Below are 22,904 nucleotides of genomic sequence, written 5' to 3' on the forward strand. Positions count from 1 at the left end.
CGATCAGCCGCCACGGTACTCGTCCAGCAGGGTGTTCAATCGCTCCAGCATCTCTGCACTGATTTCGCCACCTTCCACCAGTCGATCGGTGGCCTGGTTGGCCAGCTTGCGCCACTCGGCCAGTTGTTCGTCATCCGGTTTTACCGGCTCCAGCCCCTGCGCTTTCAGCGCCTCCATGGCGCGCTGGTTGTCCGCGCGCTCCTTGCGGTCCATCTCGGCAAAGGCCTCGCCCAGCACACGCCGCAGCGTGGCCTGGTCCGCGTCGCTGAGCCGCGCCACATGCTGCTTGCCCAGCGCCAGAATGCCGTAGGTGTACAGCAGCGGCATGTCGGTGTAGTGATTGACCCGGGAATACCACTGCAGCGTCAGCGCCGGCACGGCCGGGGCGGCGAACGCATCAATGGTGCCGGTCTGCAATGAGGTCAGCACCGCACCGAGATTCAGCACCACCGGCGACACGCCGAATTCCCGCGCCGCCATGGCGGAACCGGAATCCCCGGCGGGCAACCAGACCTTCTGCCGACGCAGGTCAGCCACACTGGCCACCGGGTTGCGGGTCATCAGATAGGCAAAGCCGCCATCCACCGGCCCGAAGACCACCCAGCCGTTTTCCTCGAAGCCGTCCCGGATCACCGGGTCGAGCGTTTCACGCACATGATCCACTTCGTCCAGCGAGCGAAACGACAACGGCAGGTTGAGAATCTGGCTGTCCTTGTAATGCGAGGCGAAGGCCCCGGCCTGGGCCAGTTGCCCGTGCAACTGGCCGATGCGGATACGGCGCTGTACCGCGCGGTCATCCCCCATGGTGCCGCCCGCATAGACACGAATGCTGACGCGGCCGTCGGTTTCCTCCGCCAGCTGCTTGCCTGCGGCGCGCAGTGTATTCACGGCGCTGGTGCCGTCCGGATACAAGGTGGAAATCTTCAGTTCCATGGCCCCCAGGGATACGGGCAAGCTGATCAGGCCGACCAGCGCCATGCGTCGAAACGTCTTGAACACTGACATGCGAACTCCGGTTCAGTCAGAAGTAATCTGCGGATTCCGCCAGCAGGCGCTCGGCCTCCTTGCGGGCAAAGGTATTCTGCAGGGTCAGGCCATGCTCTTCAGGATCAGCATCCAACACCTGCTGTAACAGCTCGTCATGAAGGGCCTGATCGCCAGCCATGCGCGCGTAGCGTTCGGCAAACAGGACTTTGGCCAGCAGGTTGCGACCATCGGACAATTCGATGGCGCGTTCGAAATGCATGCGCGACGCTGCGGGGTGTCCACCAAGCGCCTCCGGCAGCAAGCTGTCCAGCACGGCCAGGTACATGGTGGCCTGGCCATGCTCATGTCGTTCATCCAGTGTCACGACCCGATCCAGAATGACCCGTACACGGGCCAGATCGGCCACCGCGTTCCAGTCGTCACTGTGTGCCTGGACGTACCCGGCCCAGGTGACGCCCAGGGTATAGAGGGCGGCGACATCGCGCTTGCGCGTGCCATCGAGGGCTTCCTCCAGACGGGGCACCGACATGCCACGCACCTCGCACAGCGTCTTGCGGCGACTGCAGGCCGCCCGTTCGGCGTAGCCCAGCGCCTTGGCGGACAGGGCACGCTGGCGTTCCGGCTCTTCCACCACCAGGCCCGCGTAGGCGCCGTAGAGACTGGCGCCACTGCGCAGCAGGTCTTCGCTCCTGGGCCAGTTGACGATCAACCCGTCCACCATCAGCAGGTAGGTGGGCAAGCCATCGGCCACCAGTTCGACGTCGTCGTTGTTGAGAATCCCGTACGGCAAGCTGTCACCCACCCGGGTGACCGCGCAGGCAGAAAGGCCCAGTGTGAGCAGCGTCAGCAACGCCAAGTTATTGATTATGCGCATACTTCATCCTGAGCAAAAACGACTGCCTTTATAACAGGGGGGCTGTGGCAACTCAAACCACGCCCCATGACGGCACTAGCGGCGGTAGTACTTTTCGCGCCGGTACCAGCCCGTCGCCGCGCCCAGTGCACAGCCGCTCAGCAGGCCAAACAGGTGCGCCTCGTTGGCCACAATGCCCGCCAGACCGACATAACAGATCACCAGCCAGGCCAGCATGAACAGCACGATCTCGCGGCGCAGCCCGTATCCCGCCTGCGGATTGACCTTGCCGTAGATCCACAGATACCCGAGTAACCCGTAGACCACCCCCGACAGGCCACCAAAGGCGGGACCGGAGGCGAGAAATTGCGCCATGGCCGACACGACCGCCGTCACCAGCGTCACCCCGACCAGCTGCGGCCCGGACTGGAAGCGCTCAATGATGCGCCCCAGCTCCATCCACCAGAGCAGGTTGAAGGCCAGATGCAGCAGGCCGAAATGCAGTAGCATGGGCGTGACGGCACGCCAGGGCTCCAGCGCCAGCATGCCCAGCGATTCCGGGAACATCAGGTAGCGGTAGACCGTGGGGCCCATGAACTGCTGCGCCAGGAACACCACCAGCGTGACGCCGAGCACCGCCCGGGTCACCGGGCCCATGCTCGACAGCCAGGCGCCGCTGAACAGCGGCGGCTGGTCCAGATCGCCGCGGTCCCCGTCCTGACGGGCTTGCGCCGGCGCACTCGCCTGCCAGGCCGCGCCAGCAAAACGCGGATCAGCCGGGTTCCGCAGAAACAGTTCCACCAGGGCGCGCGCTTCATCAAAACGAGCAGCATCCTGCAAATACAGCACCACCTCGCCCTGCTCGTCGCGAACCCGTGCGGCGATACCGTCGCCGCGCAAGGCCGCTACCAGCAGATGGGCGGGCTGGGCATGTCTGAAACGGGCCAGTTCAATCATCCTGAGCTTCCCGAAGGGCCTCCATGACTACGATACGTTGTTCGGCAGGCAGCGCGGCGATCCGTTCCACCTCCCGCCAGAAGCACGACCAGTGTCCACCACAATCGAGCAGCAGGGCGTCAAATGCCGGCACCCAGTCATTGTAGTCACTGAAGGTGTTGAGCTGGGCATTATTCAAGGGCCCGGCAAACCAGTTGGCGTAGCGCCCCAGCGCGGGCTCGGCCTCACGCGCCTGCTCGAAGGTGTCACGCAAGCGCGCCTGTATGGTCTGCTTGCCAGCACGCAGACGGGCCGGCTCTTCTTCGCTGGCGTACAGCCGCGCCAGGTCGGCCCGGGCGTCGCTGACCATGGCCAGCACCCGGGCGCGCAACGCGGCCGACAGGGTGATCTCGTCAATCAGCGCAGGATCTCCCTGCGCGGCGAGCCAGCGGCGGGCGCCCTCGCGGCCCACCGTGGTGGCCAGACTCTCGTTGAAACGCGTATCACCGCGCAGATAGAAACGCCGGTGGGCCAGTTCATGAAACAACAGGTCGGCCACCTGGGCTTCATTACCGGCCAGCATGGGTGTGGTCAGCGGATCGGCAAACCAGCCGAGCGTGGAATAGGCAATGGCACCGCCACCGTAGACATCATACCCCTGAGCGCGCAAACGCTCGGCCTCGCGCTCGGCACGCGCCAGGTCAAAGAAGCCACGATAGCTGGTGCACCCCGCCACCGGAAAACACCAGGTGCGCGGGCTCAGGGAAAATTCGGGGGCGGCAAACAGATTCCAGACCACGAAGCCGCGATCCAGGGTCACGTAGCTGCGATAGGCGTTATCGACCGGCAGCGCCAGTTCATTCTCGGCAAAGACCAGCATCGCCTCGGTGCGCGCCAGGCGCTCGCGCACGGAAACCGGGGTGTCCGGGTCAGCCAGCACCTGCTCCACCGGCGTGCGGGCACGCATCAACTCGCCATGCCCGCGCGCCAGATGCATGTAATAGCCCGCCTGGCAGCCGCTCAACACCAGCAGCATGGCGATCACCAGGCAGCGTCTCAGGGATCTCATGTCGCATGTCTCCGTGAATCCGGAGGGCATTATCCATGGGACAGGGCACGCTGCACCAGCGCATGGGTGGTCTCGGCAAGCTGCTCGGGGGTCATGGCCGCCACCTCGGCCGCTGGCAGCGGCGCGCAGCAGGTCACCGTGACGCGAATGCGGTCACGCAACAGCAATGCCCAGAGGTGGGTGTGAAAGGCATCGTCACCGATGAACGGCACCTGCGAATCGGGGTGCCCCTGCTCATTCCGGTAACGCAGGGCCACTGGCTGAACCGGAGCTGCCGCCTGCACCGGTGCGGCGAACAGCGGACGAAAGAAACGCCGCACTGCGTGGCCATCCGTGGTGGTGCCTTCGGGGAACACACAGATGGTGCGGCCGCTGCGCAGGTGAGCCGCGATTTCGTCGGCCTTGAGGCGTGATTCACCACTGCCCCGGCGAATGAACAGGGTGCCGGCCGCCAACGCCAGCCGACCGACCAACGGCCAGTCCTGCACTTCCGCTTTGGACAGGAAATGCACGTCACCGTGGGCACACAGCACAGGGATATCCAGCCATGACACATGATTGCTGGCCAGAAAGGCGCCCGCCTGCGGGGCCGGGCCACACCACACCACCTCGACCCGCAACAGACGCAACAGCTGCGCCGCCCACTGGCGCGCCGCCCGGCGCACCGGCGCGGTATGCGGCGCCTGCACGGCACGCAGCCTCAGCGCCAGCCACAGGCCATAGCCGATGTGCAACAGCACCCGCAGCAGGCGCCACAGACGCCGCAGTGGCGGCCAGGGCGATGCGCCCCGGCGACGGCCCAGCACACCCTGCTGGCTGCTCATACCGCGCGGACCACCGGGTTCAGGAAGTGCTGCACATAGCGGGCGGGCAGATCATCCACCGCCATCAGGATAAAGAAATCCAGGCAGTTGAAATCCGGATCCCAGCACGGCTCACCGCAGACGCGGGCGCCCATGCGCAGGTAGGCCTTGAGCAACGGCGGCAAACGTGTGGCCACCGCCTCCGTCGGCATCGGACCGGCATGGCTCAGCCGCGGCACCGGCTGCAACGGCGTGACACGCTGCCCCACCGGACTCATGTGCCGGGCGCGAATATCGCTGATGATGGCACGCAAATCATAGCCTTCATTGAACGATACGCTGGCACAACCCATCAGGTAGCGAATGTCCTGCTCCACCATGAAACGCGCCAGGCGCGACCACAGTACCGTGATCACGGCGCCACCCCGGTAATCCGGGTGAATACAGGTGCGGCCGATTTCAGCCACCTGCCCGGGCAGACGCTGCACCATCGACAGGTCAAACTCACTGGCGGAATAAAAACCGCCGGTGCGTCGCGCCGCCGCTTGCGTCAGCACGCGGGTATACCCCACCAGCTCGCCGGTCTGGTTGTCACGCACCATCAGATGCAGGCAGTGCTTGTCGAAGCGATCACGGTCGAGCCCGAAGGGCGCCTTGATGCTGGCACCGTATTCTTCGCTGAAGATGCGGTAGCGCATGCGCTGGGCGCGCATGATGTCGCGCCGTGAACTGCTGAACCAGGCGCTGAAGCGCCCGCTCTGCTCCGCATCCTGCGGCAAGGGCGCACGCAACATGCCTGCGGTGGCCACGAACGGCTTCGCCAGCGCCTGTCTGATACCCTGAATAGCCATGTACGACTCCCTGAGCCTGTTTCGCGCAGTGTCGATCCGGCGAATTGCTGTGGGGTGACAGTGAGATGACAATTCGGAGACAGACCATGAGCCAGATTCGCTACCCGCTACCCATGGAAGTGGAAAAGGACAAGACCTATCACTGGTGCGCCTGCGGACGCAGTGCGCGGCAACCGTTCTGCGACGGCAGCCACATGGGCACCGGCATCACTCCGGTGGCCTACACCGCCCCCCGGGACAAGATCGTCTATTTCTGTGGCTGCAAGCAGACCCGCGAGGCGCCCCTGTGCGACGGCACCCACAAGACGCTGTGACGCCACACCGGCTGTATCAGCCGGTATTGCGCAAGCCCGCCGCGATGCCCGTGATGGTGACCATCAGCGCGCTTTCCAGACGTGGGTCCGGTTCATGGGTGTCGCGCAGCCGCCCCATCAACTCAGCCTGCAACAGATGCAGCGGGTCGGTGTAGGGATTGCGCACCTGCACCGACCAGCGCATTACCGGATTATTGGCCAACAGGTCGCGGCGCCCGCTGACCCCCTGCAACGCACTGACCGTGCCCTGTAGACGCTCGCGTAATTCCGCCCCCAGTTCCCGCAAGGTGCGGTCGCGGGTGAGACGCTCTTCATAGTAACTCGCCACCGCCACATCGGCTTTCGCCAGCACCATTTCCAGCATGTCGAGCATGCCCTGGAAAAACGGCCAGTCACGCTGCATCGCATCCAGCACCTGACGTCGCTGCGGGTCGGCCAGGGCTGAATTCAGGGCCACCCCGGTGCCCAGCCAGGCGGGCAACATCAGACGAATCTGCGTCCAGGCAAACACCCACGGAATGGCGCGCAGCGACGCCAGGCCGCCTGCGCGCTTGCGTCGCGCGGGCCGACTGCCCAGCGCCAGCCGGGTCAGTTCCTGCTCCGGTGTCACCGTGCGCAGGTAATCCACCAGGGCCGGGGTGTCACGCACCACCTCGCGATAAGCGGCCACCGCCTGCCCGGTCAGGGCCGCCATCTCCGCCCGCCAGTCCTCGCCGGGGGCCACCGGCGGCAGCAAGGTCGCCTCCAGGGTCGCGGCCACATACTGTTCCATATTGTGGATGGCGATCTGCGGCATGCCGTACTTGAAGCGAATCACCTCCCCCTGCTCGGTCACCCGGATACGCCCGGCCACCGACCCCGGCGGTTGCGACAGCAACGCTGTACGGGTCGGCGATCCACCGCGGCTGATGGAGCCGCCACGACCATGAAACAGCGTCAACGCAATGCCATGTTCGGCGAACAGCGCGGTCAGTTCCTCCTGTGCCCGGTACTGCGCCCAGGCGGCAGCAAGAAAGCCCGCATCCTTGGCCGAATCGGAATAGCCGATCATGATTTCCTGGCCGTCGCCTACCGCCTCGCGGTAGCTGTCCACGGCCAGCAGGGCACGCAACGTCGCGCCAGCGCCCTGCAGATCACTCAGGGTTTCGAACAGGGGTACCACCCGCATCGGCGAGCTCACGCCCATCATGCGTTGCAGCAACATGACCGCCAGAATGTCCGACGGCGAGGTGGCCATGGAAATCACGTAGGCGCCCAGGGCTTCCGCCGATTCACTGGCGATCACAGCGCAGGTGTCCAGCACCTCGCGCACCTCATCGGTACATTCTTCGCTGCGATAGAAACGCGCATCAATCAAAGGCCGCCGGCTGTCCAGTTCAGCCAGCAGAAAACGCTGCCGCTCGGCCTCGGACCAGTCCAGATAACAGCCCAGCCCCAGATAGCGTGTCACGGCATCCAGCACCGCGCTGTGGCGCGACGATTCCTGGCGAATATCCAGCCGCAACAGGGTGACACCGAAGGCATGGGCGCGCCGCACGGTATCGCGCAGCGCGCCGTCCGCCAGGGCCGCCATGTTGCACGCACGCAGCGACCGGTCGATCAGCATCAACGGCGCCAGCAGATCCTCCCGGCAGCGGATGATGTCGCCCCCCGGTGGCTCGGCACCATTGACCAGCGACTCCATGTGCGCGCGGGTATGGCGCAGCCTTTCGCGCAGACCTCGCAGGACAATGCGGTAGGGTTCGGCAGACGGCCCCGTGTGCGCCAGCAGTTCATCGCTCGCTTCATGCATGGCGAAGTCCGCCAGCAATTCCTCCACGTCACGAATATACAGATCCGCCGCCATCCAGCGCGCCAGGCGCAACACCTCGCGGGTCACGCTGGCGGTGACATTCGGATTGCCGTCACGGTCGCCGCCCATCCAGGAGGCGATACGGATCGGCGCCACCGCTGCGGGCAGGGGGCCGCCCAGCAACTCACTGGCTGCGTCGTCGAGCTCACGCAGGAAAACAGGCAGTGCCTGCCATAACGACTGCTCCAGCGTGGCAAACCCCCACTTGGCCTCATCCACCGGCGTCGGCCTTTCGCGCCGGATTTCGTCCGTACACCAGGCCGACAGGATGCTGCGCCGCAGACCTTCGCGACAGCGCCCCCGTTCATCTTCGCCCAGATCAGTACGGTCCAGCGCGGCCAGCCATTCAGCCATCTGGTCATACTTGCGAATCAGGGTGCGGCGCGACACCTCTGTCGGGTGCGCGGTCAGCACCAGCTCCACCGACAGTGTCGACAAGGTCGTGCGCACGGTCTCTGCAGACAGCCCACTGTCCAGCAACCGCTGGATCACCTGACGCAGGCTTTCGGTACTGCCGATGTCGGCATCGTACCCCTGGCGACGGCGGCGCAAGCGCACGCGGTGCTGCTGCTCGGCCAGATTGGCAAGATTCAGGAACTGGCTGAACGCCCGCGCCACATCCAGCAGTTGCTGTTCATCCAGCGGCGTCAGCAATTCGCTCAGGCGGCGCATATCCACCGCCCCGCTCGATCGTGCTTCCACGGCTACCTGACGAATGCGCTCCACCAGGGCAAACAGCGCCTCGCCCTGTTGTTCACGCAAGGTCTGGCCCAGCATATCGCCCAACAGGCGTACATTTTCCCGCAACGGGGCATGCAGATCGGCTTCCGTCACCTGTTCTCTCCCGATTGGTCAAATCATGCTCACAGCATACGCCGGATTGATGGGTTCTGCGCTTGCCGCCATGATCCGGATACCGCACCATTGGCGGGCGATGGTCGGCGCTCACTCGGGGGAGGCTGCCCATGACGCAGCCCGCTTGTGGATGACCAGAATTGTGACTATGAATCTACCCAGCTCGCTTGCCACCGATCGCGGTACCAACACACTCCAGCTGACAGCACGCATACTGTTTGCGTTGCTCGTCGCCGCCTATTTTATCGCCTTGCCCGCACTGCATCTGCCGCTGCACGGCGCGCTGATGGCATTGCTGGTGGCACTGTATCTGTTGTTGCAGGGCGGCCTCTTCTTCCGCCCTTTCTCCGGTGCGCCGCTGGTCAGCAATCTGGTCGACCTGGCCGCCCTGGGGGTGCTGATACTGCTTGATCCCGGCGAGCCGCCCCCGACACTGGCACTGATGATCGTCGCGGTACTCAGCACCGGCCTGCTCAATGGCCTGCCGCGTTTTCTCTACAGCCTGGCCATCGCTGCCGCCGTGTTGCTTGTGGTACTGCCGTTGCGGCTGCAGCAGTCGGACACCCCGCTTGCCGCCAGCTCCCTGTTCCTGCTTGCGGTGATGCTGACCTGCGCGGTCTATTTCGGCCTGCTGCTGTATCGCAACAAGGTCCTGACACGGCTGGCCCAGGAGGCCACCTGGCAAGACCCGGAGACCGGCCTGATCAGCCGCACCGCCCTGAGCCACACGGCAGGCTGGCTGTTGCCCCTGCACGAGCGTCTGTCCAGCCCGCTGACCGCCGTCATGCTGCGCCCGCATGACCCGAGCCAGCTGGATGCCCTGGCCAGCGGCCTCAGCCAGCGCCTGCGCCGCAGCGATATCGGCGCCCGCGCCGACGAGCTCTGTCTGGCCCTGCTGCTGCCCGACACCAATGTCGCCAATGCCGAGCGGGTTATCACCACTCTGCGCGAGCATACTCCGCCGTTCACCGCCGTGATGACCTCCGTGCCCCGGGAAACCAGCCTCGACCTGGTGATCGACCACCTGGGCGAGACGTTCCAGCGCGGTGACACCAGCGACCGTGAGCTGATCCACGCCCCGCCGCTGCGAGTCTGATCTGTTCTTCACCCCTGAGCGCCCCGAGCGGGTTACACTCAGGGGTGACGACTGCGGGTAAACAGAAGAAGGTCCCCATGCGCATCGCGGCGCGCACGCTTTGCTGTCTCAGTCTGATGGCAAGCCTGACCCATACCGGGCAGGTCACGGCCAACGACGTCAGCACACGCATTTTTGGAGGCGAAGAGGCCCAGGCCAGTGACTGGCCCTGGATGACGGCGCTGCGCATCTCTTTCAGCGATGGCACCGCCGGTTTCTGCGGTGGCCAACAGATTTCTCCAGACTGGGTGCTGACCGCTGCGCATTGCCTGGTCAAGGACGGTCACAACGGTGCCCGCGTGGAGGCCACGGTGGCCGACGTTTTTTACGGCGCACCCACCTTTCCCAATGGCGATTTTCCAGCCCCCGGATCGGGCGATGAACCGGCGGGACTGATGATCCTGCATGGCGCTTTCAATTTCCGGAATCTGCTCGAAGGCTACGACATCGCCCTGATTCCCGTCAGCGAAGCGCCCCTGCTCCAACGCTATCCGGATCTGGCTGATGACACGCTGGTGCAAGCTCTGGAGGCAGCCCCCGCGCTGGACCGCGACGACCGCATGACGGCGCTCGGCTGGGGCGAAACCGCACCGTCTTCCGGCATCTCCGAAACCCTTCAACAGGTCGCGCTGGACTATATCAACCGCGCTGCCTGCGGCAGCTTCTGGTTCAGCGCTGACACCGACCTGCTGGTATGCGCTGGCGAACCCAACCCGCCCTTCGATGCCGAACTCGGCCAGGACACCTGCCGCGGCGACAGCGGCGGCCCCTTGCTCACGGGCACGCCCGACGATCCCGTGATCGTCGGCCTGACCAGTTTCGGCTCCAGCCAGGGTTGCGGTCTGGCCCACGTGCCCAGCGGCTACACCAGTACTGCCGACATGGTGGACTGGATTGAGCAGATCACCGCATCACCACCAGGGGGCGCTCCTGCCCATCCCTTGATTGATGCCGCCATCGCTATTCCCCGTTATCACACGATGCCTGCAAATACCCCGGACGGCTACACCATCGATTTTTCGCTGCGTAATGACAGCAAGATGAATGCGGCCACACTGCAACGTCTGACCCTGACCGGCGAGAACATGGACAACCTGTCGCTGTCTCTGGAAAACAGCGTCTGCCCTGATGCCGACTGTGATTTATCCGCTGAAATGCCGCTGGCGCCGAACGACGAACTGGCGGGCCAGGTCGCGCTGTCGTCGTTACCCGCAGGCGACGACCAGCGCGTAACGATGTCGCTGCAACTGGACACGCAAGAGCACGATTACCGCAGCAGCAACAATCGTCCGACGGTGCGCATTTTTCTGACCGACAAACCTGATCTGAACCTGGTGGCCCCCGGCTTTGTGCGCGGCACCTTCACTCAGCAGCAACGCCGTGCCAGTGTCCGCACACGCCTGGAAAATCTCTCTACCCATGCCAGCACCGAGGGCGCAGGCCTGAGCATCGTGTTACCGCCCGCCACGCAACTGCTGAACAGGCAAGCCTTGCAGTGCACCCAGTCTGCCGAAGGGCTGTTCTGCCCGGCACCGCCCCTGGCGCCCGGCGGTCAACACAGCATGACACTGGAGCTGTCCTCACTGGATGGCCTGCCGCGCACCCTGCAGCTGACAGCCCACACCCCCGCCGGCACCTTCGGGGTGGGTCAAACCGAGGCCGCCGTCGCCGTCCAGTACCCGGACACCGAAACACCGGTATTACGCATGGGCAGCGGCGGCGCGCTCTGGGGCGGGCTCCTGCTGATTCTCATTCTTCTGCGACGCCGCCACGTCAATCGACATGTCTGGCCAGATCCATCCCGTCATAAAGTATGCGCAGGACATCAATAACCTGCTCGCCGCCGATGCGGAAAACAATGAAGTGTCGACCCTTGCGGCCCTGCCTGGCGACATGGAGCAAGCGCACATTCCCGGGCAAGCCACCCCGTTGCCGCGCCCCCGGTGTGTCAGGCCCCGCTTCAAGCGCGGCAAGCGCCAATGCAATGGTTTCTGCGTAGATCGTCGCCTGATATGTCCCGAAGCGGGTCGCTGTCCAGCGAATGATTCTGGCCCTGTCCGCCCTGGCGCTGGCCGTCTCCCGCACCCTCCAGACGGCGCTCATGTCCTGTCTTTTTGTGCGTCGGCCACTTCCGCGATGATGGCCGCCGCTTCCGCCCGGAAGTCGTCGGCCAGGGCGCTGGCGGAATCGAAGGTGGTGTAACGTCCCGCTTCGATATCCTCCATCCCTTCCTGCACCGCCGTCCGCAGCGCTTCCAGCTTGCAGGCGTACTCGGCGCGGCGCTCTTCCACCAGCCGCAAGCCCTCGCGCAGCACCTCGCTGGCGTTCTGGTATTGGCCGCTTTCCACCAGTTCTTCAATCAGCGCGGCCTGGCGGTCGGTAATCACTACATTTCGGGTCGGCATGGCTTGGCCCTCACCGGATTGGCATATATTGCCAATCTAGACATAGCACCCGCGGCGGTCAACCGTCGCGAAAACCCTGTTTCGGCAACTCATCACGCCGACGACACAAAATCCCCCTATACTGGAGGCACACATTTTTTAGCCGGATGTCTCCATGCACGTTTTACATCAGGTTTCCATCCCCGCCCTCCTCTGCCTGGGCAGTGCCGTGCTTTCCTCCGCCCACGGTTCGGGCCTGACACCCTATATCTACGGCGGCGACGATGCCAAGCAAGGCGCCTGGCCATGGATGGCGTTGCTGGCGATCGTCGATCCCGCTTCGTCCCCCGGCAGTCGCCAGGTTCGCGTCTTCCGCTGTGGAGGCATCCTGATCAACGAGGACTATGTCCTGACCGCGGCCCACTGCCTGTTCAACACCGATGAAGACCCGCCGTTGCAGGCGCAGGACATACGGATCGCCTTCAACCAGATCGAGGCACCCGGCAGCCTCAATGGTTACCAGACCTTCGCTGCCGAAATTATTATTCACCCGGATTACGATGAGTACCTGAGCTCAGGCCTGAACGATGACATTGCGCTGTTGCGGCTGAACGAACCCGCTTCCGTCGTGACCACTTTCCCAGCTCTGGCCAGCCAGACAGATATCAATACACTGGAACTGCTGACGGACGCTGAACGTGATGACATCGCCCTGGCACTGGGATGGGGACAGACAGAAGATGGCAATGTTGCGTCAACGCTGCAACAGGTGCTGCTGGATTATATTCCGCGCGGGAAGTGCAACCAGGCCTGGGGCGGCGTTCACATCAGCGACAAGATGGTCTGTGCCGCCGAACCCCATCCGCCAGAGACGGCAAGCGATGGCCAGGATACCTGCTTCGGTGACAGTGGTGGCCCCCTGCTGATCGACGCTGATAGCGAAACGCCCATCTCCATCGGTATTACCAGCTTTGGAACAAGCGATTGCGGCAACCCGAATCCACCCGGTGTGTACACCAACGTGGCTTTTTACCGGGAGTGGATCAGCGCCGTAGTGCACGGAACAGCCCCTGTCGACGAGCCGGCGGCTCCCCCTGCCGACGCGCCTGAAGAATCCGCAGATGATCCTGCCTCCGACCCGGAAGCGGAGACGGACCTCGCCCGGACAGGCTCATCGGGCGGCTTCAGCATCAGTTGGCTGCTGCTGGCCTTGCCACTGCTATCGATGCGCCGTCAGTCGCGCCGCGCCAGCAGATCCGCAAGATAACCCACCAGTTCATCGGCATCCGTCAGCAGACCACGGAAGGCCAGATGCCCGTCCGGCCGCACCAGCCACAAGCGGCCTTCGCTGCCGAAGCGCTCGGCGAAGGCCTCACCGGCATGGCACCACAGCTGCATGGCCGCGCCCGGCATCGGCTGGCTCAACAGATCCTTCAGGGCATCGGGCCAGTCACCGGGGGCGATCAGTTGCACGCCCAGCAGGGCACCGAATTCGTCCGGCAAGCGGGTCAGCAGTGCATAGATGGACAGCACTGCGGCATGGTCCGTATCCAGCGTGTCGGGCAACTGGATCAGCAGCTGGAAGGCCCCGTCACGCAGACAGTCATGCAGCCGCGCCTCCACGTTCTCCGCCTTATCCCCACACGCCGCCCGCAGCGGGGCGTCCGGCACACGATCGCCCGGCAACGGCCCCCGGTCGCGGCGAGCAGGCAGATCTCCGGAGCTGCGCGCCACAATCGGTGAGTGCCGGTAATTCACATCCAGCTGGCTGGCGCGCCGCACCAGACGCGCACCCAGCCCAGGCCGGTTGCCCGCCAGGCGCAGCACCCCGTCGCGCACCCGCCGCCATGGCGCTGCACGCGTGAACGAGCCCTTTGACAGCAGATCGACCGCCGTCAGCATCTGCCGTGCCACCGGGCGGCGTTCCTGCTCGTAGCTGTCCAGCAGACGACCATCACCATGCCCTTGCAGATAAGCCGCCAGCTTCCAGCCCAGATTGAAGGCATCCCCGATGCCGGTGTTCATGCCCTGCGCGCCCAATGGACTCTGGATGTGGCAGGCATCGCCCGCCAGCAGCACGCGGTTGCGGCGATACCGCCCGGCCAGCCGTCGATGGATCGAAAAACGGCTCAGCCAGCGGGGCTCGCCCAGCCCTGGCGGCGTCTCCAGGCAGTGCTCCAACCGCTCACGAAACGGCTCGATATCCAGCTGCGGAGCGAGATCCTCATCATCACGCTGGTTGATGATCAACCGCCAGCCCTGCGGCAAGGGAATGGCAATCAGCACCCCCTCCCCCAACAGAAAACCATGGGAACTGTCGCGGGGCAGATCCCATTCGATATCCAGGTCAGCGAGCAGAAAATGATCCGGGTAACGCTCACCGTCAAAACTGATGCCCAACACATCGCGCACGCGGGAATTGGCGCCATCGCAGCCGACCATGACATCCGCGCGCAGGAACTGATCACCGGCCGCCCAGTGCAGACGCGCCACCACACCATCGTCATCCTGGGAAAAGTCACGCAGATCGCAATCGCGCACCAGCATGCCGCCCAGCGCGGCGAAACGGTTCGCCAGGCACGCCTCCACTTCAGCCTGCGGGCAGGACAGCACATGCGGATAGGGCGCATCCAGCACATCCAGATCCAGCGTAAACAACGGCCCCCGGTCGCCGTAGACACTGACCGCGCGCTGCGCCAGGCTGCGCTCACTGATGGCGGCCTGCACCCCCAGTGCTGCCAGTATCTCCTGGGTCCGGGCATGCAGCCCCAGGGCACGCGACCAGGGCAACGGCGCGGGCAGCTTGTCGACGATCAGGCAATCGATGCCGCGCTGGCGCAGGGCAATGCCCAGCGTGAGGCCGGTGGGCCCGGCGCCAATGATGAGGACCTGGGTGCGTGTCGGCCATCCCTTCATGGACGCTGCCTTTTCTGCCACATGCTTTATCCTTGTACTGAATGAACCCTTACTGCCACCGTCGGGGGCGACATGAAAACCCGTTATGCCGAGCTACCGGCCTATACCACGCGCGATGCATCAGAGATCCGCGAGCTGCTGCATCCGGACGTGCATGCCGCCCTGGGCGTGCGCCATCAGTCCCTTGCCGAAGCGCGCGTGGCGCCCGGAGCCGCTACGGTATTGCATCGGCATCATCGTAGCGAGGAAATCTACCACATCACTGCCGGCGGCGGTCGCATGACACTGGGCGAGGAAACCTTCACCCTCCGCGCTGGCGATACCGTCTGCATTACCCCCGGTACGCCGCATCGGCTGGAAAATACCGGTGACACGCCACTGGTCGTGCTGTGCGCCTGCTCGCCGCCCTATGCGCACGATGATACCGAGCTGCTTGAGGCGCCATGAGCGACACCGCGCAGCAAAAAATCATCCACGTCGATTGCGATTGCTTTTACGCCGCCGTGGAAACCCGCGACGACCCTCGCCTGCGCGGTCGCCCGGTTGCGGTGGGCGGTGACCCCGGTCGACGTGGCGTGATTGCCACCTGCAATTATGAGGCCAGGCACTACGGCGTGCGCTCGGCCATGGCCTCTTCCCAGGCGCTGCGGCTGTGCCCGGAGCTGGTCATCCTGCCGCCGCAGTTCGACAAGTACCGCAAGGTGTCCGCCAGCATCCAGCAGATATTTCGCCGCTATACCCCGCACATTGAACCGCTGTCGCTGGATGAAGCCTTTCTGGATGTCTCCGAAAGCACGCATTTCGACAACAGCGCCACGCGCATTGCCCAGGCGATTCGCGACGCCGTGCGCAAGGAAGTCGGCATCACCGTATCGGCGGGCGTAGCCCCGAACAAGTTTCTCGCCAAGATCGCCAGTGACTGGCGCAAGCCCGATGGCCTGTTCGTCATTCGCCCGGAGCAGGTCGCTGATTTTGTCAGCGCCCTGCCCGTACAGCGTCTGTCTGGCGTGGGGCGCGTGACGGCGGGCAAACTGGACGCCATGGGCATACGCACCTGCGCCGACCTGCAGGGCTTCGACAAGCTGACCCTCAGCCAGCAGTTCGGCAGCTTCGGCGAACGTCTGTGGCACCTGGCTCGCGGCGAAGACGACCGCCGTGTGCAAAGCAGCCGCCGACGCAAGTCGGTGAGCGTGGAAAAAACCTATGCCGAGGACCTGGTCTCGCTGACCCGCTGGCGGGCGCAACTGCCCGACCTGCTGGTGCGCCTGCGCGCACGCCTGAGCCAGCTGGATCACGGCTATGTGATCCAGGGCCTGACGGCGAAGGTGCGTTATCAGGATTTCTCGCAGGCGACGTGCGATGGGCCCGGGGAGCAGTTGGATGAAGCGGCCTTTGCCCCGTTACTCGACGCCTTGTGGGAACGTCGTGGGGAAGCGGCGAGGCTGGTGGGTATCGGGGTGCGGCTACGCGATCTGAATGCGCCGGAGCAGCCGGATCTGTTCGAGGAGGAGCGCCAGCGCGCGCTGGCGAATCAGCGCGCGCAGCTATGATTCAGTGATCAGGATTCAGTAATCAGCCGTGCAAACGGACCTGATACCGGGAACCGGCCTGGCGAGCAGCGCTGTGCACAGCACCCAGCTCGGCCATCCAGTCATCAAACTGCTCGGGCAGCAGCTGCTCCATGATCTCGGTGCCGCGACGACGCACAGCGTCCATCTGGCCGTCGAGATAATCCCGCAGTGTCTGCGCGCACTCGGCGCAACGACGGTACTGCTCTACGCCGGGGTGCTCACGGGCATCTTTCACCGCACGATCCAGTTCGTTCAAGTATTTGAGCAGCATGACCTGAGGCTCCTGACGTTGGCATTGAAATGCTGAAAACCACACTAGCAGCGTCAGACCACAGGCATAAGCGCGGGTGCTTGAAAGATTGTGTCAGGATATTACTGTGCACCAGTGACTCAATGGTCACACTACAAAAATAGGAAAAACGCATTAGTACGGCGCGATGTGGCTTACGCTTCATCGCGAAGCTGCCGACAGAGGAAGCTCCGGACAGGTGGGCCACCCTCCAGCAGAGAGGCGTTGAGGCGGGGTGCGCCCTTCCGGGACCGCTCAAGCCCTCCCTGGGCGCTCTTTCTTTGGCCATCCCTGGCCAAAGATGTCCCTCCAGGGCGCACCCCGCCTCAACGCCGCAGCGAGATTTGAAGGGCGGTGGCTATAGAGACTGCTGGAGGAACAAAACCACCGGCCATCTGCCAGCTTGAAGATCGGGCTGTGCGTGACGGCCCTCGGGGGGCGGGTAAAGGGTTTCAGGACTGTCGAGAGGCATGGATGCCGAACGCAAGCCCCCAGGGACGGGTTCACGGCGTGTCCTGAAACCCTTTACCCGCCCCCCGAGGGCCATAACCACCACACCAGACAGAATGGGGCAAGCAACCAATCCAGCCGGCTCGCAGCCCCCCGGAGATTTGCCGCTTAGCGCGGCTGCATCCGGATGGCGCCGTCGAGGCGGATTGTCTCGCCGTTCATGAAGCTGTTCTCGATCATATGGCACACCAGCGCCGCAAATTCCGGCGGATGCCCCAGACGTTTCGGGAACTGGGTCATGTCGATCAGCGGCTGTTTGACCTTGTCCGGGGCCGCATTCATCAACGGCGTGTTGAAGATACCCGGCGCGATGGTGTTGCAGCGAATGCCCAGCGGCGCCAGGTCACGGGCGATGGGCAGGGTCATGCCGACCACGCCACCCTTGGTGGCTGAGTAGGCGACCTGGCCCACCTGACCGTCGAACGCCGCCACGGAAGCCGTGTTGACCACCAGACCGCGCTCGTTGTCCTCGCCCGGGGCGTTCTCCGCCATGGCCGCTGCGGCCAGACGAGTCACATTGAAGGTCCCGATCAGGTTGATCTTGACCACCATCTCGAACACACCCAGATCATGCGGCTTGTTCTCGCGGCCCACGGTCTTCATGGCAGAACCGACACCCGCGCAGTTGACGCACACATGCAGCGCACCGAACTTGTCGACCGCAGCCTTGATCGCCGCCTCGACCGAGGCCGCGTCCGTGACGTCGCAGGCCACGCTGGCCGCGTTGTCGCCCAGATCCGCCGCCACGGTGGCAGCGCGCTCGGCGTCACGGTCCAGAATCATCACGCGGCCGCCCTTGGCGACAATGGCTTCAGCAGTGGCCTGGCCCAGGCCCGAAGCACCGCCGGTAATGACGGCCACGACATTGGCGATATCCATGGTGTTCTCCTCATTCTGGATTTGCGATAAAAGGGGCTGACGCCGGAGTATACAGGCTGGTATCCGCTGACGGGGTGGCAGGAAGTGACACGCCTGACCACAAGGATTGGCACCCACTCGGCGGGGCATGACCCAGGGGTTGATAGCACCCTGACATCGGCCCGGAAAGGTGGCTATACTGCGAAGCGCGTACGGGCCTGTCACCCGTCCGGGGGAGGAAAGTGGATGTTTGAGTTGATCAGTGCCGCCCGTCGCCGCAAACGACCGCCGACGCACGGCATCTTTGACACGATTTCGATGGAGTTCCGGGTTGGCTTGCTCGATCTCGATCTGAATCTGCACCTGAATAATGCCAAGTATCTGCGCTTCATGGACCGTTGCCGCCTGGAGCACTCGGTGCGCACCGGCCTGCTCAACAGCATGATCGAGGCACGCTGTAATGTGGTCGTGGCCAATACGGAAATTGCCTACGTGCGCGAGTTGCGTCCGTATCAGCATTTTGCCGTGCGCACACGGGTGCTCGGCTGGGATGAAAAGTACATGTACTACGACCAGCGTTTCGAGGCCCAGGGCAAGCTGCACACCCATGCGCTGCTGCGTGTCGTGAACATGTATGGTGGCAAATCGATCAGCCCGCAGGCGGTGCAGGAAATGACCGGCATGAACATGACGTCCCCCGCCCTGCCGGAATATGTAGAGCAGTGGAAGCGTCTGTTGCAGAGCAAGCGGCGCTATACCGAACAGGGGCTGGATATCCCGCCTGCCTGATGGTCAGTGCGGTTCCCGTGACGCCCCGGAGCACGCCCTGCGACGCCCGTCGCAGGGCGCTGTTGTATCAGTCGTCCAAGCTCCGGAACGGCGCCCAGCGCGGTTCCCGATACGCCTCACCGCCGTAGTACACACCCGGTTCATCAAGACGCAGGTTGCGGATTTCGCGCAGGGCGAGGCCCTCGGGCACCTGTTGCAGGGGTCCGGCCTGAACGAATTTCTCCGGATCGATGCCATGACGCTCGAAATCCAGCGGCTGGTCTTCGGAATAGCGGAAGTAATAGGTGTTGCCGCCTTCCACGGCCAGCGGCAGCTCGAAGATGGTCTTCAGAAACAGGATGCTCAGCGGTCGGCGGGCGTAGAAGTCGTACTCCCCCCCATGCAGCTCCAGCCAGGTATAGGCCCCGCTCTTCAGCCCGAACAGCATCTGCTCGTTAATGAAAAAGCTCGGTGCCTGCACCTCCTCGTAGCCCCACTGATTCACGGGTCGATAGAGATAGACCATGGCGTTACGGGGATCAAGGGTATCCATCGGTTCGAAGGTATTGCCCTGGGCGGCCTGGATGAAGGCACCCGGCGTGCGGGGGATGGCCATGGAGCAACTGGCCAGCGACAGGGCCAGCAGCAGGGTCAGGATCGCGCGCATCGTTGTTATTCTCTTTGTTTTTGATTGCACAGGCGCCTAACTATCGCCGATTTGCAGGGCCTTCACAAGTTACCGTATGGCCGCAGCGACGGGCCTTGGGTACACTTGCCGCCATGACTGTCAAACGTGTCCGCACCCCCTGCATCGGCGTCTGCTCAACGGTTTTCGGCGATACCGTTTGCCGGGGCTGCAAGCGCTTCGTGCATGAAGTGGTGCACTGGAACGCCTACTCCGATGAAGAGAAGGCCGTGGTCTGGCGCCGTCTTGATGGTCTGCTCAAGCTGGTGGTCAGCAATTATGTGCGGGTAGACCATGCCGATCTGCTGCAAACGGGCATGGAATACCAGAACCTGCGCTTCCAGCCGGAGCTCTCGCCCGAGGGCTGGGTACCTGATCTGCTCAAGGCCGCCGGCCACCAGCCGCTGGACTATGCCGCCTTTGGTCTGACGCTGCTGGTGGACCCGGCCACGCACTCGCCACGGGGGCTGTACGACACCATCAGCGCCGAATTCTATGCCCTCTCCCATGCGCATCACGAGCGCAGCTACAGCCAGCCCGCGCGGCTGATCGACCTGGCCCGCGAGGTCGCCGAGGACCTGGGCGCCCGCCAGGCCTGAGCGGCTGCGGCCTGTCTCTGCACGGCTTCCCGGCACGGCATCCCTTCACCCCGCCTTCAGTTGGTCCTGCTGACCGGCGCGTCTGGTCGTTTGGGTCAACCAAGCGCTTGTCCGGGGCTGGCGTTGTGCCATACCCGATTGTACCATCGAGTAATGTCACAATACTTAGAGGAACACCCCATGAATATGGCCGTCCTCCCGATCCGCCGCGATCTGAAGTTCAATCTGCCCGCTGACAAGGCCACCGACTGGCACCACGCTGGCATGCATGTGGCGCAGTTCTTCAACACCATGAGCCTGTTCTTCCCGGTGGGCGAGCGCTTCTTCATCGACTCGGTGCGCCACTTCCGTGACCAGATCGACGACCCGGAACTGAAGAAGGCCGTCACCGCCTTTATCGGCCAGGAGGCCATGCATGGTCGCGAGCACGACGAGCTCAACGAGCTGCTGCAGAACGCCGGTGTGCCCGCCAAGGCGCAGGAAAAGTTCGTGCACGCGCTGCTCAAGGGCATCCAGAAGTACGCCCCGGCCAAGTTCCAGCTGTCGGCCACCGTGGCGCTGGAGCATCTGACCGCGATTCTGGCGGACTCGCTGCTGCGCAATCCGGAAACCCTGGCAGGCTCGGACGAGCGTTTCACGGCGCTGTGGAACTGGCATGCGCTGGAAGAAACCGAACACAAGGCCGTGGCCTTTGATGTCTACACCAAGGTCATGGGCAAGACCCTGCCGGGCTACCTGCTGCGTACCTCCTCGCTGGTACTGGCCACGGGCATCTTCCTGGCCATCCTGTATCCCTATTACATCGAGAACGTGCGCCGCAAGGGCGGCCTGTTCAACCTGCGCGGCTGGATGACGTCACTGCAATATCAGTGGGGCAAGCCGGGCACGCTGCGTCAGGCGGTGGGCGACTGGCTGGACTGGTTCAAGCCGGGCTTCCACCCCTGGGATCATGACAACCGCCACTTCCTGACGCAGATCGATGCGCTGCTGGAAGCGATTACGGATAAAGAGGCTGCCTGAGAGGCGTCCCGCTTTTTTGCATAACGGCAAGCTCTCCGGCTTGTTGCTGTGGGCCACATGATGTGGCCCCTTTTTTTGGGCCACGTGTTTTGGCCCGATCAGTGGTCGCCAGCATCCCTCCTGCCCGGTAGGCTGATGCGCGGTGCACGTGCCCGTTTTCTGTCATGGAGCTCTCATTTTGCCAAGCCTGACTGCCCGACTGATCAAGGCGTTTTCGCGCCGCATGATTCGCCGCGAGAACCTGCAACACGATGACCTCATCCGGCATCTTCGCAAGACCTTCAATCACACACCGGGCCTGACGCTATTGCCGCGCGGTATTCGCCTGCGCACGATCGAGACACCCGGATTCAGTGGCGACCTGATCACCGCCGCACGCCCGACCATGACCGTGCTGTATATCCACGGCGGTGCCTACATTGCCGGGGTGACCAGGACCTACCACAACCTGGCCGGACGACTGGCCAAGGACCTGCAAGCGGCGGTCTATCTGGTGCGCTACCCGTTTGCGCCGGAGTCGCCTTTCCCCGGTGCCGTGAACCGCTGCATCGAGGCCTATGAGTGGCTGCTGGCCGACGGGCATGCGCCGGAGGATATCGCCATTGGCGGTGACTCGGCGGGCGGTGGCCTGACTCTGGCCCTGCTGCTGGCCATCCGCGATCGCGGGCTGCCGCGCCCGCGCTGCGCCTTCACCTTCTCCCCGGCGGGCGATGGCCACTGCCGGGGCCCGAGCATCGATGCCAACGACCACAGCGACTGCATGCTGTCGGCCTCCATGGTGCGCACCGTCGCCGATATCTATATGGCCGATGCCGACCGCAACAACCCCTATGCCTCACCCTGTCTGGGCGACTACACGGGCCTGCCGCCGCTGATGATTACCGCCGCCACGGACGAGTGCCTGTACAGCGATGCGGAAGCGATTCGCGCCCGGGCCGAAGCCGCCGGTGTGCCGGTGACCTGGGTGGCCCGTGAGGGGCTGTTCCATGTCTGGCCGATCCTGTTGCCGTGGCTGCCGGAAGCCAGGGAAGATGTGAGCACGGTGGTGGCTTTCATTCGCGCTCAGAAGTGAGCGCGCAGGCCCAGTGAAATGATGCGCGTATCAATCCGGTCCATGGCATACCATCCATAGCCGATATCCAGGCTGACCGGGGCCAGGGGGCCGAAACGAAGGCCCGCTTCCAGCATCGGATCCGTGCCTTCGAGACGACGCAGGCTGCGCCCGAAGCCGGGCCTCAGCCGCGTCTTCCAGTGCCAGGCCCCGGCCCGTCCGTAGATCCCGACCACCTGGCGCGGGGCCCAGGTCGCATCCAGCGCCAGCCGCACGCCGCGCCCGTAAAGGTTCTGCCCGTCCAGTTCGCTGAACACCCGATCCATATCCATTTCGATCCAGGCGATATCCAGGGCCAGAGCGGTCGTGACATGGTAGCCACCCCCCAGCGTAAACCCCAGATTCCCGTCACGGAACGAGCGCTCCCCGCCATCGCGCAGGTAATCCGGGTCAGCCCGGTGATCCAGTACCGCCATGCCGGTGTGGATGTAGAAACCACTGCCGTTCTCGCGGCTATCCGCCAACACGGTCATCGGCAGCGCCGTGAGGCAACAAGCCAGCAGGACGGGGTATCGTGGTGAGGTCATCTGGCCGCACT

The 22,904-nt window shown here is 64.1% G+C and carries 24 protein-coding genes; 10 read left to right on the forward strand and 14 right to left on the reverse strand.

The annotated features are described in order from the left end of the window. Window positions 1-3: 3 nt before the first annotated feature. From DKW65_RS10365 to DKW65_RS10390, 6 genes are all read right to left on the reverse strand, one after another. Window positions 4-1,005 carry a TRAP transporter substrate-binding protein gene (locus DKW65_RS10365; protein ID WP_245932467.1) on the reverse strand — a complete coding sequence of 334 codons (1,002 nt, stop codon included), beginning with the start codon at window positions 1,003-1,005 and terminating at the stop codon, window positions 4-6. Between the two features lie 16 nt (window positions 1,006-1,021). Then, complete coding sequence (locus DKW65_RS10370) at window positions 1,022-1,861, reverse strand: TRAP transporter TatT component family protein (protein WP_111657173.1); 840 nt, start codon at window positions 1,859-1,861, stop codon at window positions 1,022-1,024. 75 nt (window positions 1,862-1,936) lie between these two features. Further along, a complete protein-coding gene (locus DKW65_RS10375; RefSeq protein WP_111657174.1) occupies window positions 1,937-2,797 on the reverse strand; it encodes a rhomboid family intramembrane serine protease in 861 nt (286 codons plus the stop codon). After that, entirely contained in the window at window positions 2,790-3,845 is a 1,056-nt protein-coding gene (locus DKW65_RS10380) for an aminopeptidase (RefSeq protein WP_111657175.1), read from the reverse strand. Before DKW65_RS10380 ends, DKW65_RS10375 begins: the two co-directional genes overlap by 8 nt. 29 nt (window positions 3,846-3,874) lie before the next feature. Beyond that, on the reverse strand, window positions 3,875-4,669 hold the full coding sequence (locus DKW65_RS10385; RefSeq protein ID WP_111657176.1) for a lysophospholipid acyltransferase family protein: 795 nt from the start codon (window positions 4,667-4,669) through the stop codon (window positions 3,875-3,877). Further along, a complete protein-coding gene (locus tag DKW65_RS10390) occupies window positions 4,666-5,499 on the reverse strand; it encodes a GNAT family N-acetyltransferase (protein ID WP_111657177.1) in 834 nt (277 codons plus the stop codon). Before DKW65_RS10390 ends, DKW65_RS10385 begins: the two co-directional genes overlap by 4 nt. 86 nt (window positions 5,500-5,585) lie before the next feature. Here DKW65_RS10390 and DKW65_RS10395 point away from each other — a divergent pair, with 86 nt between their 5' ends. Continuing rightward, a complete protein-coding gene (locus DKW65_RS10395; RefSeq protein ID WP_245932468.1) occupies window positions 5,586-5,813 on the forward strand; it encodes a CDGSH iron-sulfur domain-containing protein in 228 nt (75 codons plus the stop codon). 16 nt (window positions 5,814-5,829) lie between these two features. Here DKW65_RS10395 and ppc read toward each other — a convergent pair whose 3' ends face one another. After that, complete coding sequence (gene ppc, locus DKW65_RS10400) at window positions 5,830-8,499, reverse strand: phosphoenolpyruvate carboxylase (protein ID WP_281271660.1); 2,670 nt, start codon at window positions 8,497-8,499, stop codon at window positions 5,830-5,832. A 169-nt stretch (window positions 8,500-8,668) separates the two neighbouring features. Here ppc and DKW65_RS10405 point away from each other — a divergent pair, with 169 nt between their 5' ends. Both DKW65_RS10405 and DKW65_RS10410 read left to right on the forward strand, forming a co-directional pair. Continuing rightward, complete coding sequence (locus DKW65_RS10405) at window positions 8,669-9,616, forward strand: nucleotidyl cyclase domain-containing protein (RefSeq protein WP_111657178.1); 948 nt, start codon at window positions 8,669-8,671, stop codon at window positions 9,614-9,616. 77 nt (window positions 9,617-9,693) lie between these two features. Then, window positions 9,694-11,487 carry a serine protease gene (locus DKW65_RS10410; protein WP_111657179.1) on the forward strand — a complete coding sequence of 598 codons (1,794 nt, stop codon included), beginning with the start codon at window positions 9,694-9,696 and terminating at the stop codon, window positions 11,485-11,487. Here the strand turns inward: DKW65_RS10410 and DKW65_RS10415 are convergent. Further along, complete coding sequence (locus DKW65_RS10415) at window positions 11,429-11,758, reverse strand: type II toxin-antitoxin system RelE/ParE family toxin (RefSeq protein WP_111657180.1); 330 nt, start codon at window positions 11,756-11,758, stop codon at window positions 11,429-11,431. The genes DKW65_RS10410 and DKW65_RS10415 overlap by 59 nt on opposite strands. Then, window positions 11,755-12,060: a type II toxin-antitoxin system ParD family antitoxin gene (locus DKW65_RS10420; RefSeq protein WP_111657181.1), complete on the reverse strand. Its 306-nt coding sequence runs from the start codon at window positions 12,058-12,060 to the stop codon at window positions 11,755-11,757. Before DKW65_RS10420 ends, DKW65_RS10415 begins: the two co-directional genes overlap by 4 nt. 154 nt (window positions 12,061-12,214) lie before the next feature. On the opposite strand from DKW65_RS10420, the gene DKW65_RS10425 reads away from it, so the two are divergent. Further along, entirely contained in the window at window positions 12,215-13,306 is a 1,092-nt protein-coding gene (locus tag DKW65_RS10425; protein ID WP_111657182.1) for a S1 family serine peptidase, read from the forward strand. On the opposite strand, the gene DKW65_RS10430 is transcribed toward DKW65_RS10425, so the two are convergent. Then, on the reverse strand, window positions 13,273-14,955 hold the full coding sequence (locus DKW65_RS10430; RefSeq protein WP_111657183.1) for an FAD-dependent monooxygenase: 1,683 nt from the start codon (window positions 14,953-14,955) through the stop codon (window positions 13,273-13,275). The genes DKW65_RS10425 and DKW65_RS10430 overlap by 34 nt on opposite strands. A gap of 72 nt (window positions 14,956-15,027) precedes the next feature. On the opposite strand from DKW65_RS10430, the gene DKW65_RS10435 reads away from it, so the two are divergent. Both DKW65_RS10435 and dinB read left to right on the forward strand, forming a co-directional pair. Then, the gene (locus tag DKW65_RS10435; RefSeq protein WP_111657184.1) at window positions 15,028-15,402 is read left to right on the forward strand and encodes a cupin domain-containing protein; all 375 of its coding nucleotides are present in this window, start codon (window positions 15,028-15,030) and stop codon (window positions 15,400-15,402) included. Next, on the forward strand, window positions 15,399-16,505 hold the full coding sequence (gene dinB, locus DKW65_RS10440) for a DNA polymerase IV (protein WP_111657185.1): 1,107 nt from the start codon (window positions 15,399-15,401) through the stop codon (window positions 16,503-16,505). The genes DKW65_RS10435 and dinB overlap by 4 nt, the downstream gene beginning before the upstream one ends. A 22-nt stretch (window positions 16,506-16,527) precedes the next feature. On the opposite strand, the gene DKW65_RS10445 is transcribed toward dinB, so the two are convergent. Then, window positions 16,528-16,797, reverse strand: coding sequence for a hypothetical protein (locus tag DKW65_RS10445; RefSeq protein WP_111657186.1), 270 nt, complete (start codon window positions 16,795-16,797; stop codon window positions 16,528-16,530). A gap of 636 nt (window positions 16,798-17,433) precedes the next feature. Next, a complete protein-coding gene (locus DKW65_RS10450) occupies window positions 17,434-18,204 on the reverse strand; it encodes an SDR family NAD(P)-dependent oxidoreductase (protein ID WP_111657187.1) in 771 nt (256 codons plus the stop codon). Window positions 18,205-18,429: 225 nt separating this feature from the next. Between DKW65_RS10450 and DKW65_RS10455 the strand changes: the two genes are divergently transcribed. Then, on the forward strand, window positions 18,430-18,972 hold the full coding sequence (locus DKW65_RS10455; RefSeq protein ID WP_111657188.1) for an acyl-CoA thioesterase: 543 nt from the start codon (window positions 18,430-18,432) through the stop codon (window positions 18,970-18,972). A 67-nt stretch (window positions 18,973-19,039) separates the two neighbouring features. On the opposite strand, the gene DKW65_RS10460 is transcribed toward DKW65_RS10455, so the two are convergent. Further along, on the reverse strand, window positions 19,040-19,618 hold the full coding sequence (locus tag DKW65_RS10460) for a DUF2846 domain-containing protein (RefSeq protein WP_111657189.1): 579 nt from the start codon (window positions 19,616-19,618) through the stop codon (window positions 19,040-19,042). A gap of 113 nt (window positions 19,619-19,731) precedes the next feature. Here DKW65_RS10460 and DKW65_RS10465 point away from each other — a divergent pair, with 113 nt between their 5' ends. The 3 genes from DKW65_RS10465 to DKW65_RS10475 all read left to right on the forward strand — a co-directional run bounded on the left by DKW65_RS10465 (window position 19,732) and on the right by DKW65_RS10475 (window position 22,327). After that, the gene (locus DKW65_RS10465) at window positions 19,732-20,235 is read left to right on the forward strand and encodes a DUF1289 domain-containing protein (protein ID WP_111657190.1); all 504 of its coding nucleotides are present in this window, start codon (window positions 19,732-19,734) and stop codon (window positions 20,233-20,235) included. A gap of 180 nt (window positions 20,236-20,415) precedes the next feature. After that, window positions 20,416-21,255 (forward strand): metal-dependent hydrolase, encoded by an 840-nt coding sequence (locus tag DKW65_RS10470; protein ID WP_111657191.1) that lies wholly within the window; start codon window positions 20,416-20,418, stop codon window positions 21,253-21,255. Between the two features lie 178 nt (window positions 21,256-21,433). Further along, a complete protein-coding gene (locus DKW65_RS10475) occupies window positions 21,434-22,327 on the forward strand; it encodes an alpha/beta hydrolase fold domain-containing protein (RefSeq protein ID WP_245932469.1) in 894 nt (297 codons plus the stop codon). On the opposite strand, the gene DKW65_RS10480 is transcribed toward DKW65_RS10475, so the two are convergent. After that, entirely contained in the window at window positions 22,318-22,893 is a 576-nt protein-coding gene (locus DKW65_RS10480; RefSeq protein WP_111657192.1) for an outer membrane beta-barrel protein, read from the reverse strand. The two genes, DKW65_RS10475 and DKW65_RS10480, sit on opposite strands and share 10 nt — an antisense overlap. Window positions 22,894-22,904: the final 11 nt, after the last annotated feature.

Origin of the sequence: Isoalcanivorax indicus, assembly GCF_003259185.1 — a bacterium.
Classification (GTDB): Bacteria; Pseudomonadota; Gammaproteobacteria; order Pseudomonadales; family Alcanivoracaceae; genus Isoalcanivorax; species Isoalcanivorax indicus.